This is a genomic window from Paraburkholderia phytofirmans (genome assembly GCF_046028095.1).
In the GTDB taxonomy this organism is placed as follows: domain Bacteria; phylum Pseudomonadota; class Gammaproteobacteria; order Burkholderiales; family Burkholderiaceae; genus Paraburkholderia; species Paraburkholderia phytofirmans_A.
This window is the reverse complement of sequence record NZ_JAQQDJ010000026.1, coordinates 20,672-38,138: the sequence shown is the minus strand read 5'-3', so window position 1 is coordinate 38,138 and position 17,467 is coordinate 20,672. Positions and strand designations below refer to the sequence as shown.

Here is a 17,467-nt window from a genome sequence, read left to right as displayed (position 1 = left end):
CGGTCCGAACTCGCGCGTGCATGGCATGCACGCGCGCGCAACCCCAATTTCAGCGTTCCTGCATGGAACGGAGGATGTCATGATGAACATCAAAGCTCCCAATCCCGCTTCGCTTGGCCTCGCCGGCTTTGCCCTGACGACGTGGCTGCTCAGCATGATCAACGCCGGCTGGTTCAGCGGCAATGCGATGGGGATGGTGCTCGCCGTCGCCTTCGCATACGGCGGCACCGCGCAGGCGCTCGCCGGACTAATGGAAATTCCTCGCGGCAACACGTTCGGTGCGACCGCTTTCCTCAGCTACGGCGCGTTCTGGTGGTCGCTCGCGCTGTTCGTGCTGTTTCTGCACGGCACGGTGCCGGCGGCCTTTATCGGTTGGTATCTGTTTCTGTGGGGCGTGTTTACGCTGTACATGTGGGTGGCGACGTGGCGAGCCGCGCGCGTGCTGCAGCTGGTATTTCTCTCGCTGTGGATCACGTTCTTCGTGCTTGCCGCGAGCGAATGGACCGGACTGGAATGGCTGCATCATGCCGGCGGGTACCTTGGCATGCTGACCGCGCTGCTGGCGTTTTATCTGTCGGCTGCGGAAATCATCAACGAGACCCATGGGCACGTGGTACTGCCGACCGGCGCCGCGACTGAATCGCTCGCGGTGACCTTGACGGTTCAGGAAGAGTTGCGCAACGCGTAATCGGCCGTGTTGCAGATGAGGCCCCCGGAAGGGTCGGCTCGTGCTATTTTTCGAAGCCCAACCCGACATCACCAGTACGCCCCTTCCGATGCGCAGCGCCGATTTGGAGACGTCACCCGCCGTACCGGCCCATAGTTCGCCATGGGCCCTTTTCTGCATTTTTTTGCGGCTCGGCCTGACTTCGTTCGGCGGCCCGGCGGCTCATCTTGGCTACTTTCGCGACGAATTCGTCACGCGCCGCCGCTGGCTCGATGAACACACGTTCAGCGACGTGGTGGCGCTGTGCCAGTTTCTGCCGGGGCCCGGCAGCAGCCAGGTCGGCATCGCAATCGGGCGCCTGCGCGGCGGTATCGCCGGTGCGGTAGCAGCCTGGCTGGGCTTCACGCTGCCGTCGGTGCTCTTGCTCGTGGCCTTTGCGTCGGGCTTCGCGCAACTGTCAGATACGGCTTCACTTCATCTGCTGCGGGGGTTGAAGATCGCCGCGGTCGCGGTGGTCGTCCAGGCGGTCTGGTCGATGGGACGCATGCTTTGCCCGGACCGTGCACGCGCGACGATCGCCGCGGCCTCGGCCATGACCGTGATCCTGCTCGGTGGGACTTACGGGCAGCTTGCGTCGATCATCGCCGCGGGGATTGCCGGCGCCGCCTTTCTGAAGTCATCGACCGAGGTGCCGCGTGCGCCGCTCGGCATGCCCGGGTCCAAAACCGGCGCGCTCGTTTGTCTCGCGGCCTTCGCACTGCTGCTATTCGCGCTGCCCGCGGCCGCGGCCTATCTCCACAGCTATCCGCTCGATCTGTTCACGGCGTTCTACCGGGTCGGTTCGCTGGTGTTCGGCGGTGGACACGTGGTGTTGCCGCTGTTGGAAGCAGTCGTCGTGCCGCGTGGCTGGGTTCCCGCGAACACGTTCATGGCCGGCTACGGCGCGGCCCAGGCGGTCCCGGGTCCGCTTTTCACGTTTGCCGCGTTTCTCGGCGCCGCGAGCAGCGGGCATCCGGCGGGCATCGCGGGCGCACTGATCGCCACCGTGGCGATCTTCCTGCCTTCGTTCCTGCTGGTCGGCGCGGCGCTGCCCCTGTGGGGCGAGTTGCGCGCGTTCGCACCGATGCGCCGCGCCATGGCCGGCATCAACGCCGCCGTGGTCGGCATTCTGCTCGCCGCGCTGTACGACCCCGTGTGGACCAGCGCAGTGCATGCCGGACGCGATTTTGCGCTAGTCGTCGTGGCGCTCGTGCTGCTTGGCTGGTGGCGAGTGCCGTCGTGGGCGGTCGTACTGATCACGGCAGCGCTCGCCTGGTGGGTCGTGTAAAGCCAGTCTTCTCTCTTACTTCGCGCGCATTACTTGCGCCGCGCTGGCGGCTCCAGTCGCGCTCCGTTGATCCAACTCAACGGGTGTCCCTGCCGCGCGAGTATGGTCTAGGGAACACCTCCACGGCCATCAGGGGACCCCACCATGAATAATTCCGAATATCCCGCCAGGCATCCGGTCGCGGATCGGGCCCGGGAAGAAAACATCGCCCCAGGGCATTTCTATCTCGTGGGAGGCGGTATTGCGTCGTTGGCCGCCGCCGCCTTCCTGATTCGCGACGCCGATGTGCCCGGCTGTCTGATCACGATCTTCGAAGCACTCGACAAACCGGGCGGCAGCCTCGACGGCGCCGGCTCGCCGCAGGAAGGCTACGTCGTGCGCGGCGGCCGCATGCTCGAGAGCAAGTATCTGTGCACCTACGATCTGTTCGATTCAATTCCCACGCTCGACGGCCGCAGCAGCGTCACCAAGGAAATCTTCGACTGGAACGAGACGATTCGCACTTCGTCGAAAGCGCGCCTCGTGCGCAACGGCCGGCGCGAAAACGCGCCGCCTTACGGACTTGCGGAGACACACCTGCTCACGCTTGGCCGTCTTTCTCTCGAACCCGAAGCGCTACTGGGCGACAGCCGGATCGCCGACCACTTCGAGCCCGACTTCTTCGAAACCAATTTCTGGATCATGTGGTGCACGACGTTCGCCTTCCAGCCATGGCATAGCGCCGTCGAATTCCGCCGCTACCTGCTGCGTTTCACGCATATGACGCCGGGCTTCAACCAGTTGCACGGCATCATGCGCACGGTATACAACCAGTACGATTCGATGGTGCGGCCGCTGCGCAAATGGCTAGACGAACGCGGCGTGCGATTTCGCGCCAACACTCGGGTCATCGATCTGCGATATGACGAAAGCGGTGCACTGAACCGGGTCGCGGGTATCGTCTGCGAGCAGGACAACCGTCGCATTGAAGTTCCGGTGCGTGAGGCCGATAAGGTGATCGTTACGCTCGGTTCGATGACGGCGGGATCGAGCCTCGGTGGCACGAACCGCGTTGCCGTGCTCGATCATCACGACAGCAGCGGCGCGTGGGCGCTCTGGAAAACGATCGCGGCAGGACGCGCCGAATTTGGCCACCCATCCGTTTTCGCCGATCACGTCGACGAATCCAAATGGCTCTCCTTTACCGCAACGTTGCACGATCCAACACTGTTCCGCCTGATCCGCGATCTGACCGGCAACGTGCCAGGCGAAGGCGGCCTGATCACGTTTCCTCAATCGAATTGGCTCGCCTCGATCGTCCTGCCGCACCAGCCGCATTTCATAGGGCAGCCGAAGGACGTCGAGGTGTTCTGGGGCTATGGACTCTTCGTCGACAGACCTGGCAATTTCGTCGGCAAGCCGATGGTCGAATGCACGGGGCGCGAAATCATGATCGAGCTGCTCGGCCATCTGCGCATTCAGGCGGAGGCGCCGCGTATTCTCGACGACGCGATCTGCATTCCGTGCCTCATGCCGTTCATCACCAGCCAGTTCCTGCGGCGCAAACGCGGCGACAGGCCCAACGTGGTACCCGAGGGCTGGGCGAATCTCGCGTTCGTCGGGCAGTTTTGCGAGTTGCCGAACGACGTCGTGTTCACCGTCGAATATTCGGTGCGCTCCGCGCAGACAGCGGTGTACACGCTGCTTGGGTTGAATCGCTCGGCTCCGGCGGTGTACAAAGGCCAGTACGACCCTCGCGTGGTGTACGGCGCTGCTTCGGCTCTGCACAGCCACTAAGCGCGCTGCTGTTTTTTCGCGCCTCGTGCCGACGCGCCGACAGGTCGTACGGCACACGTACGCTGAGAGGAACGCCGTGGATCTCGACGGAACACCGCCAAAACCCCGCGGCTCGCTTCTAGCGCGCCTCAAGGAACATCCGCTTGCGCGGCTCGGACCCGGCCTCATCACGGGCGTCGCCGACGACGATCCGAGTGGCATCGCCACCTATTCTCAGGCCGGCGCGCAGTTCGGCCTGAACATGCTGTGGACCATGCCGCTCGCGTTTCCATTGATGGCGGCCGTCCAGTCCATGTGCGCCAACCTCGGCCGCGTGACCGGCAAGGGTCTGGCCGCGAACATCAAGGGCGCGTTTCCGCCCGCCGTGCTGTATGCCGTGGTGTCGCTATTGCTGGTGGCCAATACGCTGAACATTGCCGCCGACGTAGCGGCCATGGGTGAAGTCGCACAACTGGTCATCGGCATCGACCGTCACGTCATGACAGTGTGCTTCGTGTTCGCCACGCTGCTGCTGCAGATCTTCGTGCCTTACCATCGTTACGTGTTTTTTCTGAAGTGGCTGACCGTATCGCTACTCGCCTATGCTGCCGTGCTGTTCGTCGTCCACGTGCCGTGGGGCGACGTGGCGCTGCGCACGTTCTGGCCGCACTTCGCCCTGAATGCGAATGCGGCGGCGATGGTAGTCGCCGTGTTCGGCACGACGATCAGCCCCTATCTGTTCTTCTGGCAGGCCTCGGAAGAAGTCGAGGACCTGCACGCGCGTACGGACAGCGCGCCGCTCGTCAGCGACGCCAGCCATGCGCGCGCGGAACTGCAGCGCATCCGCTGGGACACGTGGAGCGGCATGCTCTACTCGGATCTCACCGCCTACTTCATCATGCTGGCGACCGCCGTGACGCTGCACGTGGCCGGTGTGACCGACATCACCACGGCCGCTCAGGCGGCGAGCGCACTGCGGCCGCTCGCCGGCGACTTCGCCTATCTGCTGTTCGCGCTAGGCATACTCGGCGTGGGACTCATCGGGGTGCCGGTGCTGGCCGGCTCCGGCGCCTATGCGTTGGCGGAAGCCATGGGCTGGCCGGAGGGACTCGAGCGCAAGCCGCGCGATGCGCGCGGCTTCTACGGCATCATCGCCGTGAGCGTGCTGGCTGCGCTGGCCATCCAGTATTCGTCGATCAGTCCGATGAAGGCGCTGTTCTGGAGCGCAGTCATCAATGGCGTGGTCGCCGTGCCGCTGATGGTGGTGATCCTGCTGCTCGTCTCGAAGCGCGCGGTGATGGGGGACTTCACCGCGGGTCGGCCGCTCCTCGTGCTCGGCTCGATCGCAACGGTGGTAATGGGCTCCGCCGCCGTAATGATGCTGCTGCCGGGCTAGACACGGCACGCGGATCAGCAGGCCCGCTGCAGCGCTTCGTCATGCGCGAGATGACGCTTCAGCACGCTGACGAAAAGCCGCGCGGCGCCACAGCCGCCGTTGATTTGCATCAAAGGGGCCGCCGCCATCGTTCCTAGACTCAAGCTCACTTATCCGCGCTTCACCGTCCTTTCCAGGAGCGACTGCCATGAGCTACAAAACCATCGTTGTCCACCTCGACACCAGCCCGAACGCCCATCCGCGGCTCGAAATCGGGCTGCGTCTTGCCAAACAGTTCGGCGCACATCTGACCGGCGCCTTCGCCGTCTTCAGCCCGGACCCGCGCTCGCTCTATGTCATGGCCGGGACTGCGGAGTATTACCGGCAGCATGAAGAGACGCGCGCGGAGCGGCGCGCGGCGCTCGAACGGCTGTTTCACGCCGAACTGCGGCGCGCCGACGTGCCGGGCGAATGGGTCGCCATCGACGAGCCCGCCAGTCTCGCCGTGCCGCGTGCGGGCCGCTGCGCCGACCTCATCGTGGCGGGCCAGGACAATCCGGAGGATCCGGAATCGTATGTCGGCGACTTCTTTCCGGAAAACCTCATTCTGTCGTGCGGCCGCCCGGTGTTGCTCGTGCCTTATGCAAGCAATGAAAGGTCGACAGGCGGGCGGGTCCTGGTCGCGTGGGACGGCAGCCGCGAAGCGACGCGCGCCGTGCACGACGCGCTGCCGTTTATGCGCACGGCGAGCAGCACGACGATTCTCACTGTGAACGGGGTGCACGAATTCGAGCGCGCCCGTATCCCCGGCGCGGACATGGCCACCGTGCTCGCACGGCATGGCGTGCAGGTGGAAATCGTCGACATCGAAACCGGACCGGGCGGCTCGGTCGGCGAGGTGCTGCTGTCACAGGTGGCCGACAGCGGCGCCGATCTGCTGGTGATGGGTGCCTACGGCCACGCCCGCTGGCGCGAGCTGGTGATGGGCGGCGCCACGCGCACGATTCTCCGCTCGATGACCGTGCCCGTGCTGATGTCGCACTGAGTGGCGCCGGAACCGGCCCGGTGCGTGGGCGTCCACACTCACGCAACGAGCACGCCGCCTGGCGGCACTGGCATGTAGCGGGCGTTTCACGGAAAATGAACGCAAATCAGTTGTTCGCCAGGTGCAGATGCCGCCGAACAAACGTGTCCGCTCCACGCGCCGCCGTACGGGCGACGGCGGGCAACGCGACCAATCCTTGTTCGCAGCCTTTTCAAAGAGGCGCACATGCCCGTCAGTGGTAGCACGCCCCCCTCCCGCACTGCCGCTTTGCGCCGGCTGTCCGGCTCGTTTGCGGCGCCGCCGGCTCTCGCCGCGGCGACGGTGTTCGCCGTGACACTGGCCGTCATGCTGGCCGCACGGCGCTGGTTCGATCCCGCGCTGTTCATCTGCGTCGCCGCCGCTTTTCTCCTCGCCACGAGCGCGTTTGTGGTCGTACGCACGCATCGAAATGGCGCTCATGCAAACAGCGAAACAAACGCAGGCATTAGTCAGTCCGCCTTGAACGAGGCTCGCATGATGGCGATCATCCGTTCGTCGATGGAAGCGATTATCACGATCGACGAACAGCAGCGCGTGGTCATCTTCAATCCCATGGCTGAACAGATTTTCGGCTGCTCCGCCATGGACGCGATAGGCGCCCCGCTCGCCCGCTTCATTCCGGAGCGGTTTCGGGCGGCGCATGCGCAGCATGTCGCCCAGTTCGGCGTGACCGGCGTGTCGGACCGGCAGATGGGCAAGCAACGCGTGCTAACCGGCTTGCGCGCCAACGGCGAGGAATTCCCGCTCGAGGCCTCGATCTCGCAGATTCGCGATGGCGATACGCGGCTTTACACGGTGATGCTGCGCGACATCACGGAACGCGTCAAAGCGGAGCGCGCGCAACGCCAGGCGCGCGAGGAACTGCGCGAACTGTCGGCCAATCTGCAGAAGATCCGCGAAGACGAGAAAACGCGCATCGCCCGTGAACTGCACGACGATCTTGGCCAGCAACTTACCGCGCTGAAAATGGATATCTCGTCGGTCGAGCAGGCGCTGGATGCATCGGCTAGCGCGGCGGTGCGCGACCAGTTGCAAGGCATGCGCCGGTTGATCGATACGACCGTGGCCTCGGTACGCCGCATCGCGGCGGATCTGCGGCCGGTCATGCTCGACGACCTCGGGCTCATTCCAGCGATCGAATGGCTCGCCAACGACTTCACCAACCGCTACGGCATCGACGTGGAGCGTCAAATCGAGACCGGCGACGCTCGCTTCAGCCCGGCAGGCGCCACCGCGCTGTTCCGGATCGTGCAGGAGGCGCTGACAAACGTTGCGCGCCATGCGGATGCCACGCTGGTTACACTCAACCTGCAGGCGAAAGACCAGGCCTTCGAGCTCAGCATCGCCGACAATGGCCAGGGCGCGCACCGCACGGCAGAGCCGGCGGCCAAGTCCTTCGGCTTGCTTGGCGTTCGCGAACGCGCGCACATGCTCGGCGGGGCTGTCGATATTCATACCGCGCACGGCAAGGGCTTTGTGTTGACTGTCACCATTCCGGCGGAGACCGTGCAAATGCAGGAGATACAAACATGACTCGCGTCCTGATTGCCGACGACCACGCGCTGGTGCGCGACGGTCTGCGCCATATCCTGCAGGGCACGAGCGGCTTCGAAGTGACCGGCGAGGCAAACGATAGCGTCAGCACCGTCGCGCTGATCCGCGAGCGGGCAGCCGACGTGCTGGTGCTCGATCTGTCCATGCCCGGCCGCAACGGCGTCGAGTTGATCAAGCAGATCAAGGAGGAAAAGCCGACGCTGCGCATCCTGGTGCTGACCATGCACGCCGAGCAGCAATACGCGGTGCGTGCGTTCAAAGCCGGCGCGTCCGGCTACCTGACCAAGGAAAGCGCGAGCGCCGAACTGGTGGCGGCCGTGACCAAGGTCGCCGCCGGCGGTGTGTACGTGAGCCTTGCGATGGCCGAGCGGTTCGCGCAAAGCCTGAATGAACCGACCGATCAGCTGCCGCATCAACGGCTGTCGGATCGGGAATTCGACGTCCTGAAGCGTATTGCAGCCGGTCAAACGATCACCGAGATCGCGGCCGAACTGTGTGTGAGCAGCAAGACCGTCAGCACTTACAAGACGCGCATCCTAGAAAAAATGCAGATGCCGCACGAAGCGGCGCTGGTGCGCTATGCAATGCGCCACAAACTGGTCAGCGACGAAGAGGACGACATCTGAGCGCCTTCGCAGCCTTCCGCTTGCGGGTGCCGCCGCACTGTGACCCGGAAACCGCGCGCCTCTCATCTGTAACTCGACACACACGCAGCGCACACAGCATTTTCCCGACCCACCCGACCATCGTGTAGGAAATTCCCTACACACCTTCCCGCTCGCCTACTCGAAGCTCATTCGGCGCTGATTTTATTTTGAGATAACGCGGCCGATACTTCGAGCCATGAACTCAAGCCCTGACCGCCGCGCGCTGCGTGTTTTTCTCGTCGACGATGCCGTGTTGGTGCGGCGCCGTCTGGCCGCGCTGCTTGGCGCACTCGACGGCGTGGAGATCGTCGGCGAAGCAGAGGAGCCTGCTGCGGCATTCGCGGGCATCGACAAGGGTACGGCTGATCTGGTCGTGACGGAGTTGCATCTGAGCGGCGGCACGGGCATGGAGTTGCTCGGGTTGCTTGCACAAAGAATGCCGCATGTGGTTGTCATGGTGCTGACGAATCATTCCGGCGCCTGGTTTCGGCGCGCATGCCTGAAAGGCGGCGCCCACTACTTTTTCGACAAGACCGGCGAGTTCGATCTCGCGCGAAACACGATCCAACGGATCGCTGGCGAACATCGCACGCAGGCCCTCTTTCAATCAGGAGCACACCATGTCTGACGTCGCCGCATCTCCCGCCATCTCGCCCGCGCTTACCCGTCCGCAAGGATCGCCGCACCTCGGACAAGTACCGGCAAACGCAAGCGCGCCGCGCAAGGGCGCACTGCGCTGCACGACCTGCTCGATGCGCTCGATCTGCATGCCGCACGGCCTGACAGCCGAAGAATTGCAAAGGATCGAATCGCTTATTTGCCCGTCGCGAACCATCAAACAGGGCGAAACGATCTACCGCGCGAACGACTCGTTTCAAAGCATCTACGCCGTACGCGCCGGCTCGTTCAAGACCGTCGTCATGCATCGCGACGGCCGCGAACAGGTCACTGGCTTTCATCTCGCCGGCGACTCGCTGGGCCTCGACGGCGTCTGCTCCGGCTACCATAGTTGCGATGCTGTCGCACTCGAAGACAGCAAGGTTTGCATCATCCCCTTCCATCTTCTCGAAGCCATGTGCCGCGAAGTCAAAGCCGTTCAACAACACGTGCACCGCATGATGGGCGGCGAGATCGTGCGCGAGTCATCGCAGATGATGTTGCTCGGCACGATGTCCGCCGAGCAGCGGGTGGCGACATTCCTGCTGAATCTGTCGGACCGCCTGAGAATGCGCGGATATTCGCCGGCGGAATTTCACCTGCGCATGACGCGTGAGGAAATTGGCAGCTATCTGGGAATCAAGCTCGAAACGGTCAGCCGGATGCTCTCTAAATTTCAGCGCGACGGACTGCTCGATACGCACGGCAAGGATATCCGGATCCTCGATCACGAAGGTCTTGTGCGGGTTTGATACGGACGCGGCTCTCGGCTCGCGGCCCGGCCGCCGGCCGCAAACACCGCGATCGTGACGCGACGCGGGCCGCCTGGCCCGACCAGGCTAACGGACGGCGAGCACTGCCGCACCCGTGAGCCTGCCAAGAAGCGTGCGCTCCGCCGTCCCATGGGACTCACTCGCAAAAGCGGAAGTAGCCGCTGTGCATCAGCACCGGTTTGGCACCGATCTCGTTAAGCAGTCGCCTCGCTGCGTGTTCGATCGGGTGCCGGTTGGAGTTGAATGCGGCGATCAGATCGTCTTCGCGCAGCGAGGCGGCGCCGAAATGATCTTCCAGCGCCTCCGCGGTAATTGCGCACTGCACGCGCGCACCATCCACCTCGGCCGGAAAAGCGACGACCAGATCGCGCGCGCAATACTCCGGATGTTCCTCGGGAAAATAAATCTTCATGACCGCCACCTGGTTCGTTGCGCAGGATGGGAGGCTGGGACGGCGTTTCTGCACGCCTACGCGTCGTGCACCGCATTCTCGGGGCCGCCCGTTCTGTGCGACGCCCGTCTGTCATCAGCATAGGAGCTAAGCGCGATACGTCAAATTCAGGGCTTGCGTCCTGGTTGACCGAGGTCAACGGCACGCAAGCCATCGCTCCTACACTGAACTCATTCCCTTTGCAAAGGAGCGCGTGCCTTGAACACCCTATCCCGAAGCTGTCTGTCGGCATGTGCTGTGTTTGCGCTGGCTGCCTCTACCGCGCACGCCGAGCCGGAGCCGACCGCGTTAGTCGATCAGCAGCATTGCATGTTTTGCCACACGCGCGATGCCCCATTCCTCGCGCCGTCGTTCCAGCAGATCGCCGAGCGCTACCGCGATGTGCCCGACGCGCAGTTCATGCTTGAGCACAAGCTGCGCCTCGGCGGCAAGGCGCATTGGGGCGACATGCCAATGCCGTTGCCAGCTGATCGCGGCGGCCCGTTATCGGCAGAGGATGCGCACACGCTGGTGCGATGGGTCCTGAGTCAATGACCCGTCCGTTATGTCACGACTTTCGCGGTCCAATTCGCTTGAACACGACTGCATGTTACGGAGAACTCTCCATGCGACTCACCGTCCACCTCGACACGTTCGACCGTGCCCATCCGATGGCATTTGCAATCCTGTGGCTCGACAAGGACACCCGGCAATGGTCACGCGAAGGCCATCACGGTCTTGATTTGCCCGAATGGGGCGTGCTGCACGTAGATTGCGGCAATACGCTCGTGTGCGGCCCGGACGGCTCGGCGCCGGTTTGCGCGCTCGAAGGGCTCGATCTGAACGCCTTTGACGGGCCTTTCGAGGGCGAGACCGGACGTGCACAGTGGTGCGCGGAACGCGGCCGCGATCTGATGTCCGGCCACTGGCACGTGCAATGTATCGACACCGATCAGATCGCACCGGAACACGGCCTTTTTGCCGCCGGGAACGACATGTGAAGCACTCACTTCTCCGACACTCAAGGAGCGAACGTCATGGGACTCACGACCAATCTGGACGGTGCCCTTCACGCTTACGGGCTCTGTTTCGTGCGTGCGCCGTGGGCTTATTTCACGCGTTTACCGCTCGATCGGCAATGGGGCGACGGATGGGAGCGTGTGCCTTATGAAAAACACGCCGGTCTGCCTTACGACGATGCGGCGCAACAGATCCTGACCGTCGCATTTGACGGGCCGTTGCTGCCGCCCGACGCTGGTTACGACGGCTATGCGCGCAGCGTCAACGAAATCAATCGAGGCGACGCGCCATGGCTGCGCACGCAGGATTTCATCAGCAACGCGCCAGTTCGGATTGCCGCGGGCGTGTCGCTCGAAAAGTTCGTGGAACTGGTCGAGCTGGCCGGTGGCCATGTGTTTGCCCCACTGGGCTGGGGCGCGCTGCGGCTGGAGCCGAACAACGTTTCGTAACGGGAATTGATGCAGTTTCTAAAAATACGTCCACATGTCGCGGGTGAGGCCGTAGACTCAGCATCAGTGGAAACACTTCAAGCCGCGTGACAACGGTCGCGGCGGCGGTCCATCAAGAGATCACGCGCAGACGCGCTAGCCGCCACGAAGACGCTTCGCACGCGAGCGCAATGAGTCTATCTCGTCGAGCAGATCGAGCGCCAGGGCCACGCCAGGGGGATTAATTTCAAAGTCGTGCGCCAGTCGCTGTGCGGTCCGCACGCGCTTTAACGCCGCGCCGCTGAAACGCCAATCCTGGGGCCGCTCGCCCGTAGGCTCGAACACGCCTTCGGACACCCAGAGCGTCAATTCCTCCTCCGATGCCCCACTCACCTGGCTCAGTTCAACAAGGGTGAACTCGATGCTTTCATCGACAATGTGCCCTTGCAAATAGGTCGTCGTACTTGTCTCTTTCACGATGATCACCGATAGAAATGCGCACGCGGGTCGAAGTTGAAGGCCTGCTGCATCGCGCCGTAAGCCGCTTTCGCACTCTCGCTATCCGCCGGCGGCAGCACGATATTAAGGATGACATAGAGATCGCCGGGTGGACTGGCAGGGATACCCTTGCCTTTAAGCCGCAAGCGTCTGCCGCCGACGGAACCGGCGGGCACCGTCATCTCGACCGAGCCGTCTGGCGTCGGCACGGCGATCTGCGCGCCAAGAGCCGCTTCCCACGGTGCAACCGGCAATTCGAGCGAGACGTCGCGCCCGTCCACGTGGAAACGCGGGTGTTCGCGAAAGGCGATTTCCAGATACAGATCACCCGCCGTCCCGGGCGTGGCGCCTGCGCCACCCTGCCCGCCCAGACGCAAGTGCTGGCCCGCGCGAATTCCCTTCGGAATGGAAACATCGAGCGTACGGGTTTCCAGCGAAACATGCCCTTGCGCATCCATCGCCGGCACCTGCAGCGAAATCGAGCGCTGGGCGCCGCGATAGGTATCTTCCAGATCAATGAGCACCTTCGCGTGATGGTCTTCGCCGCGCGCATTGACAGGTCGATGCCGCGCACGCGCGCCATGCGCTCCGCCAAACATCTTTTCGAAGATATCGTGAAAGTCGGGTTGTCCGCCAGCCTCCTTGCCCGCGCCGCGGAATTCGAAGCCTTCGTCCCAGTTCGGCGGCGGTTGAAAGTCCTCGCCGTTGCGCCACTCGCTCCCCATGCGGTCGTACGCCGCGCGCTTCTCAGGATCGCCGAGCACGTCGTAGGCTTCACCCAACTCCTTGAACCGATCTTCAGCGTCCGGGAGTTTGCTGACGTCCGGATGGTACTTCCGGGCAAGCTTCCTGTATGAACGCTTGACGTCTTCCTGAGACGCGTTGCGCTCGACATTCAGCGTCTGGTAGTAGTCTTTGTATTTCATACTGACGGCTCGCCTATCGGGTAACGGGGAACAAGCGCGACAATGCGGACACTTCGGGGGAGTGATGGATTCACTTTATACGAATCCAGATAGGCCGGTAAAGTCGCACGTTGCGCCTGGGCCTTCATAGGGACAGGCCTGTCCGAGCCCGGACCCGCACGCTTTGGCTCAGTGAGGTGTCCCTCCATGGCGTATAGGACGTTCAGCCGGCCTTGCGCAGGAAGCCCTGATTGCCGCCGTTGCGGTTCGGCGCGAAGCCATTGGCCAGCAGCGTCTCTTCCACCGTGTCGTAGAACACGCCGATCCTGCTGATATCGCGCGCCTGCTGGGCAGTGGCCACCTCACGGCCGAACTCGCGCGAGATGCGCACCAGTTGCTCGATCTGCTCGACCGTGCTCATCTTTTTCGTCCGCGCCTGGTTCCAGAGGTTGTCTTCGATGCCGCAGCGCACGTGCAGACCCAACGCGATACCCATCATGTTGACCGGCAGCACGTTGCGCATCGAGCTCTCTACGGTCAGCACCGCGCCGTCGGGCGTGGCGCGCACGAAGTTGGCGAGGTTGTAGATATTCGGCGCGTCCATGCCGCCGCCGATCGCCACCCAGTTCATGACCAGCGGACCTTTGTATACGCCGCGCCGGATCAACCGCTCAACCGATTCGAAGCTGTTGATGTTGTAGCACTGGAACGCACTCTGAATCCTCGCCTCGTTCAGGCGCCGGATGTGCTCTTCGGCCCAACCGGGCTGCGCGGGAACCGTCATCTCCTTGTACGCGTTGTACACCTCGGGGTCCTCCATTGAGGTTCCCTTGACGTCATCATCCTCCCAGTGCTCCACGACGTTCATCTGCGACGTGTTGATCGTCACCGTGACCTGGTCGGGCTTGGGATCGAGTTCGGCGAGCATGTGGCGCGTGTCGTCGCTCAACCATTTGGCGGCGGCGCCTTCGGTCTCGGGCGCGAAACTGATCGAGCCGCCCACCTGGATGACCATCTCGGGCACCGCATTGCGCACGCCGGCAATCAGTTCGTTGAACTTCGACAGGCGCTTGCTGCCCTTGCCGTCGAGTTCGCGCACATGCAGGTGCAGCACGGTAGCGCCCGCGTTGTAGCAGTCCACTGCCTTCTGGATCTGCTGTTCGATCGTCACTGGAATGTCTTCCGGGAAGTCGGAAGGCACCCACGACGGTGCGTAAGGCGCGGCTGTAATGACGAGAGGTTGCTGGTTTTCAGGGTACAGCGAGCCGTCGAGAAAGTTCATGGCATGTCTCCAAAGGCAGGTTAGGTTTAGGGAAACGAATCAGAGGACCGGGTTGATGGACCTGTCGCTCGTCAAATGGAGTCAACTATCAAGAGCAGGCTTCCCAGGCGCTTTGCAACTCGCGCCAGAGACTTCACATTTCATGACAGGGTTTCGGCACGCTGATATCAGCGTGGATCGATGCGAGCACGATACGTCGCCGCGAGTTCACTCAGAAGTTATGGCGCAAGCCGATCATGACCGCCGTCGTCGCGACACCCGGCGCAACCGGCTGCCCATAGACGATCGTCTGATTCATGCCGCCCCGGTTGTTGACGTGGCCAACCTGCGCGTAGGCCAGCGTGCGTTTCGATACGTTGTATTCGGCACTGAGCGCAACTTCCGTCGACTTGTTCGAAGAATGATTCTTGTCCTTCAGATAATAGACACCGGACGTCACTTTGAACGCGGGCGAAAAGCGATAGCCGAGCCCTGCCGAATACATGTCGAGGTTGACCTGGTTCGAATGCGCAGGATTTCTACCATTTGCATACGAAGCGGAAAACGAGAAGCCGTCGATCGAATAAAGCGCACCGAGGTAGACGAAGCGATTGTTGTTCACGCCGGTCAGCGGTGCGCCGGGCGCAGGATTGGTATCGTGCCCGTTGTAGTAGACAGCGGCCAGGTTGAGACCGTAGTTGGCGTACTTCAGGACGGCGGACTCGCGCGTGCCGCCCTGCAATTGCCCCGCGACGCCGCCGGGCGCATATTCGAGTCCGAGGGACACGCCGCCGAAAACCGGCGACTGGTACACCAGCGCGTTGCTGTCGTAAAGAGCGCCGATCGGCGCATTCGTGCTGTTGCCCGGCCAGCCGGCCGCCTGGTTCAAGCCAAGCCACGCGGTCAGAATGCTGCCGAAATACTGGGCCGAGCGCAGGTCGGTCTCAGCCATTGCGTAGATCATCGGCACGATCTGGCGTCCGGCCGTGAAGGTGCCGACCGGTCCCGAAACGCCAATCGTCGTGATCTGATTGAACATCGCCGTTGCGCCAGGCGTGTCGGCAAGCCCCGACTTGCCGGTGCCGCTGTCGAATGAACCTTGCAGTCTGAAGTTGACCTTGTAGCCGCCGCCAATATCCTCGCTGCCGCGGATACCCCAGATACTCGAGTAGATGCCGCCGTCCTTGAAGCGGAATACCTTGCCTGTGTTCGGCGCATTCGCTGCAAATGTCGCCGCCGAACTGCTCTGGTACAGGAAGCCGGAATCGAGGATGCCATAGAGCGTCACCGACGACTGCGCATGCGCGACGCCTGTGCCTATGATCAGCAAGGCGGCTGCGGTCAGTTTCACCTTCATTGTGTCTCCATTGTTTTATCGTTACCGCCGTTCGCCCGGACGGGGTCCAACATTGCAATCAGTCGAACTGTCGGCGCAGCAGCTTCTTGTCGATCTTGCCGACACTGGTCTTCGGAATCTCCGCGACAAAGGCGATGCGCGTGGGATCGGGCACCGCATATCGGCTGATCCGGTTCGTCTCGACCAGCGCAAGCAAGTGCGAGCGCACTTCGCCGCCGGTCAACGACGCATCCGGTTCGCACACGATGAAAGCCTGTGGACGCTCGCCCCACTTTTCGTCCTTCACGCCGACCACCGCGCTTTCGCGCACACCCGGAATGGCGTTGATCAAGCCCTCGACCTCGATGGACGACACCCATTCACCACCGGTCTTGATCACGTCCTTCATGCGATCGACGATCTGCACATAGCCATCGCGCGCGACGACGGCCACATCCTGCGTGTGCAGATAGCCGTTCGCCCACAGCGCTTCCGATGCCTGCGGCTTGCCGTGATAGCCCTGCGTGAGGAACGGCGCGCGCAACACGATCTCCCCCTGGCTGAAGCCGTCGCGTGCCACGTCGTTCATCGCGGCGTCGACCACGCGCAGTTCGACCATCGGCACCGGCCGTCCGGCCATACAACGCCGGCGAACATCTTCGTCGGGACTGACCGGCTCCGAGCTAGGCGCGCATTGCGACAGTGCGACCACAGGCCCGGTCTCGGACATCCCATAGCCGGAAAACACATCGATGCCACGGGCCAGTGCCGCCCGACATAGCGTGGGCGACAGCGCCGAGCCGCCGATCAGCATCTTCCAGCCGGCAAGTGCCTGCCTGTCTTGCGCGGAAGCGGCGAGCAGCATTTGCAACAACGTGGGCACGCAATGCGAAAACGTCACCTTCTCAGTGGCTTTCAGCTTCAACAGCGTGTCGGGCTGATAGCGGCCGGGCAGCACGATCTTCAGGCCTAGCAGCACCGCGATATACGGCATCCCCCACGCGAGCACATGAAACATCGGTGTGATCGGCATGTAGACGTCTTCACGATGCAGCCGTTGTCCCTCGCGAGGCGAGCACAGTGTGGCCGCCGTTGCCAGCGCATGCAGCACGATCTGCCTGTGGCTGTAGAACACGCCCTTGGGATCGCCCGTCGTACCGGTGGTGTAGAAAAGCGCCGCGCGAGTGTTCTCGTCGAAGTCCTCAAAGGGAAAGTGCTCGGAGGCGGCGTCCAGCAGGTGTTCGTATTCGCCGGTAAACGGAATCGACGGCACGTCATGCACGTTGCCGTCATCCGCGACGATCACCTCGCGCACACTGCGCAGTTCGCCGCGAATCTGCTCGAGGAGCGGCAGAAAATCCGCATGCACGATCAGCACCTGCGCATTCGCGTCGTTCAGCGCGTAGGCGATCTGTTGCGAAGACGTGCGCACGTTGACCGTGAACATCGTCGCGCCCATCATCGGGATACCGAAATATCCTTCGAGATAGCGATGACTGTCCCAGTCCATGATCGCCACGGTCGAACCGTGCCGCACACCGAGCGAAGCGAGCGCATTGGCAAGGCGGCCGATGCGGCGGTTGAGCATGGCGAACGTGTAGCGCCGCTCGCCGCGATACACGATCTCCTGCTCCGCCGATACGGCAAGTGCATTCACCAGCAATTGCCTGACGAGCAACGGATAGGCGTAGGCCGACGGCGTGGGGGTAATCAGAGGGTCGGACGGATCGAACTGTTGCACGGAAATGCT

At 62.9% G+C, this 17,467-nt stretch carries 18 protein-coding genes; 12 read left to right on the top strand and 6 right to left on the bottom strand.

What is annotated here, in order from left to right; genetic code table 11:
* The first annotated feature begins 82 nt into the window (after window positions 1-82).
* The 9 genes from PQR54_RS37935 to fnr all read left to right on the top strand — a co-directional run bounded on the left by PQR54_RS37935 (window position 83) and on the right by fnr (window position 9,818).
* Window positions 83-688, top strand: coding sequence for an acetate uptake transporter (locus PQR54_RS37935; RefSeq protein ID WP_408255138.1), 606 nt, complete (start codon window positions 83-85; stop codon window positions 686-688).
* Window positions 689-776: 88 nt separating this feature from the next.
* A complete protein-coding gene (gene chrA / locus PQR54_RS37930) occupies window positions 777-1,994 on the top strand; it encodes a chromate efflux transporter (RefSeq protein ID WP_408255136.1) in 1,218 nt (405 codons plus the stop codon).
* A 144-nt stretch (window positions 1,995-2,138) separates the two neighbouring features.
* Complete coding sequence (locus PQR54_RS37925) at window positions 2,139-3,770, top strand: oleate hydratase (RefSeq protein ID WP_408255108.1); 1,632 nt, start codon at window positions 2,139-2,141, stop codon at window positions 3,768-3,770.
* 76 nt (window positions 3,771-3,846) lie between these two features.
* Entirely contained in the window at window positions 3,847-5,145 is a 1,299-nt protein-coding gene (locus PQR54_RS37920; RefSeq protein ID WP_408255106.1) for an NRAMP family divalent metal transporter, read from the top strand.
* 187 nt (window positions 5,146-5,332) lie between these two features.
* Window positions 5,333-6,169 (top strand): universal stress protein, encoded by an 837-nt coding sequence (locus tag PQR54_RS37915; RefSeq protein ID WP_408255103.1) that lies wholly within the window; start codon window positions 5,333-5,335, stop codon window positions 6,167-6,169.
* A 225-nt stretch (window positions 6,170-6,394) separates the two neighbouring features.
* Window positions 6,395-7,741 carry a PAS domain-containing sensor histidine kinase gene (locus PQR54_RS37910; RefSeq protein ID WP_408255101.1) on the top strand — a complete coding sequence of 449 codons (1,347 nt, stop codon included), beginning with the start codon at window positions 6,395-6,397 and terminating at the stop codon, window positions 7,739-7,741.
* On the top strand, window positions 7,738-8,388 hold the full coding sequence (locus tag PQR54_RS37905) for a response regulator (RefSeq protein WP_408255099.1): 651 nt from the start codon (window positions 7,738-7,740) through the stop codon (window positions 8,386-8,388). Before PQR54_RS37910 ends, PQR54_RS37905 begins: the two co-directional genes overlap by 4 nt.
* Window positions 8,389-8,605: 217 nt before the next feature.
* Complete coding sequence (locus tag PQR54_RS37900) at window positions 8,606-9,037, top strand: response regulator (RefSeq protein ID WP_408255097.1); 432 nt, start codon at window positions 8,606-8,608, stop codon at window positions 9,035-9,037.
* The gene (gene fnr, locus PQR54_RS37895; protein ID WP_408255096.1) at window positions 9,030-9,818 is read left to right on the top strand and encodes a fumarate/nitrate reduction transcriptional regulator Fnr; all 789 of its coding nucleotides are present in this window, start codon (window positions 9,030-9,032) and stop codon (window positions 9,816-9,818) included. Before PQR54_RS37900 ends, fnr begins: the two co-directional genes overlap by 8 nt.
* Window positions 9,819-9,975: 157 nt before the next feature.
* Here the strand turns inward: fnr and PQR54_RS37890 are convergent, their stop codons facing one another.
* Window positions 9,976-10,260: a DUF1488 family protein gene (locus PQR54_RS37890; RefSeq protein ID WP_408255094.1), complete on the bottom strand. Its 285-nt coding sequence runs from the start codon at window positions 10,258-10,260 to the stop codon at window positions 9,976-9,978.
* A 228-nt stretch (window positions 10,261-10,488) separates the two neighbouring features.
* On the opposite strand from PQR54_RS37890, the gene PQR54_RS37885 reads away from it, so the two are divergent.
* The 3 genes from PQR54_RS37885 (at window position 10,489) to PQR54_RS37875 (ending at window position 11,738) form a co-directional block, all read left to right on the top strand.
* Window positions 10,489-10,824, top strand: coding sequence for a c-type cytochrome (locus PQR54_RS37885; protein WP_408255092.1), 336 nt, complete (start codon window positions 10,489-10,491; stop codon window positions 10,822-10,824).
* Between the two features lie 71 nt (window positions 10,825-10,895).
* Complete coding sequence (locus PQR54_RS37880; protein ID WP_408255090.1) at window positions 10,896-11,270, top strand: DUF3564 domain-containing protein; 375 nt, start codon at window positions 10,896-10,898, stop codon at window positions 11,268-11,270.
* Between the two features lie 36 nt (window positions 11,271-11,306).
* Window positions 11,307-11,738, top strand: coding sequence for a hypothetical protein (locus PQR54_RS37875; RefSeq protein WP_408255088.1), 432 nt, complete (start codon window positions 11,307-11,309; stop codon window positions 11,736-11,738).
* 135 nt (window positions 11,739-11,873) lie between these two features.
* Here the strand turns inward: PQR54_RS37875 and PQR54_RS37870 are convergent, their stop codons facing one another.
* From PQR54_RS37870 to PQR54_RS37850, 5 genes are all read right to left on the bottom strand, one after another.
* The gene (locus PQR54_RS37870; protein WP_408255086.1) at window positions 11,874-12,203 is read right to left on the bottom strand and encodes a chaperone modulator CbpM; all 330 of its coding nucleotides are present in this window, start codon (window positions 12,201-12,203) and stop codon (window positions 11,874-11,876) included.
* On the bottom strand, window positions 12,200-13,141 hold the full coding sequence (locus tag PQR54_RS37865; protein ID WP_408255084.1) for a DnaJ C-terminal domain-containing protein: 942 nt from the start codon (window positions 13,139-13,141) through the stop codon (window positions 12,200-12,202). The genes PQR54_RS37870 and PQR54_RS37865 overlap by 4 nt, the downstream gene beginning before the upstream one ends.
* A gap of 202 nt (window positions 13,142-13,343) precedes the next feature.
* Window positions 13,344-14,402, bottom strand: coding sequence for a beta-keto acid cleavage family enzyme (locus PQR54_RS37860; protein WP_408255083.1), 1,059 nt, complete (start codon window positions 14,400-14,402; stop codon window positions 13,344-13,346).
* A gap of 211 nt (window positions 14,403-14,613) precedes the next feature.
* Window positions 14,614-15,738, bottom strand: coding sequence for a porin (locus PQR54_RS37855; protein ID WP_408255080.1), 1,125 nt, complete (start codon window positions 15,736-15,738; stop codon window positions 14,614-14,616).
* A 58-nt stretch (window positions 15,739-15,796) separates the two neighbouring features.
* Window positions 15,797-17,458, bottom strand: a complete 1,662-nt coding sequence (locus PQR54_RS37850) for a fatty acid--CoA ligase (RefSeq protein ID WP_408255078.1) — start codon at window positions 17,456-17,458, stop codon at window positions 15,797-15,799.
* Between the last annotated feature and the right edge of the window lie 9 nt (window positions 17,459-17,467).

What these genes read in the sequence shown, in the direction of transcription:
- PQR54_RS37935 (WP_408255138.1), top strand. Translation starts at nt 83, where the DNA reads ATGAACATCAAAGCTCCCAATCCCGCTTCGCTTGGCCTCGCCGGCTTT.
- chrA (WP_408255136.1), top strand. Translation starts at nt 777, where the DNA reads ATGCGCAGCGCCGATTTGGAGACGTCACCCGCCGTACCGGCCCATAGT.
- PQR54_RS37925 (WP_408255108.1), top strand. Translation starts at nt 2,139, where the DNA reads ATGAATAATTCCGAATATCCCGCCAGGCATCCGGTCGCGGATCGGGCC.
- PQR54_RS37915 (WP_408255103.1), top strand. Translation starts at nt 5,333, where the DNA reads ATGAGCTACAAAACCATCGTTGTCCACCTCGACACCAGCCCGAACGCC.
- PQR54_RS37910 (WP_408255101.1), top strand. Translation starts at nt 6,395, where the DNA reads ATGCCCGTCAGTGGTAGCACGCCCCCCTCCCGCACTGCCGCTTTGCGC.
- PQR54_RS37905 (WP_408255099.1), top strand. Translation starts at nt 7,738, where the DNA reads ATGACTCGCGTCCTGATTGCCGACGACCACGCGCTGGTGCGCGACGGT.
- PQR54_RS37900 (WP_408255097.1), top strand. Translation starts at nt 8,606, where the DNA reads ATGAACTCAAGCCCTGACCGCCGCGCGCTGCGTGTTTTTCTCGTCGAC.
- fnr (WP_408255096.1), top strand. Translation starts at nt 9,030, where the DNA reads ATGTCTGACGTCGCCGCATCTCCCGCCATCTCGCCCGCGCTTACCCGT.
- PQR54_RS37880 (WP_408255090.1), top strand. Translation starts at nt 10,896, where the DNA reads ATGCGACTCACCGTCCACCTCGACACGTTCGACCGTGCCCATCCGATG.
- PQR54_RS37875 (WP_408255088.1), top strand. Translation starts at nt 11,307, where the DNA reads ATGGGACTCACGACCAATCTGGACGGTGCCCTTCACGCTTACGGGCTC.
- PQR54_RS37865 (WP_408255084.1), bottom strand. Translation starts at nt 13,141, where the DNA reads ATGAAATACAAAGACTACTACCAGACGCTGAATGTCGAGCGCAACGCG.
- PQR54_RS37860 (WP_408255083.1), bottom strand. Translation starts at nt 14,402, where the DNA reads ATGAACTTTCTCGACGGCTCGCTGTACCCTGAAAACCAGCAACCTCTC.
- PQR54_RS37855 (WP_408255080.1), bottom strand. Translation starts at nt 15,738, where the DNA reads ATGAAGGTGAAACTGACCGCAGCCGCCTTGCTGATCATAGGCACAGGC.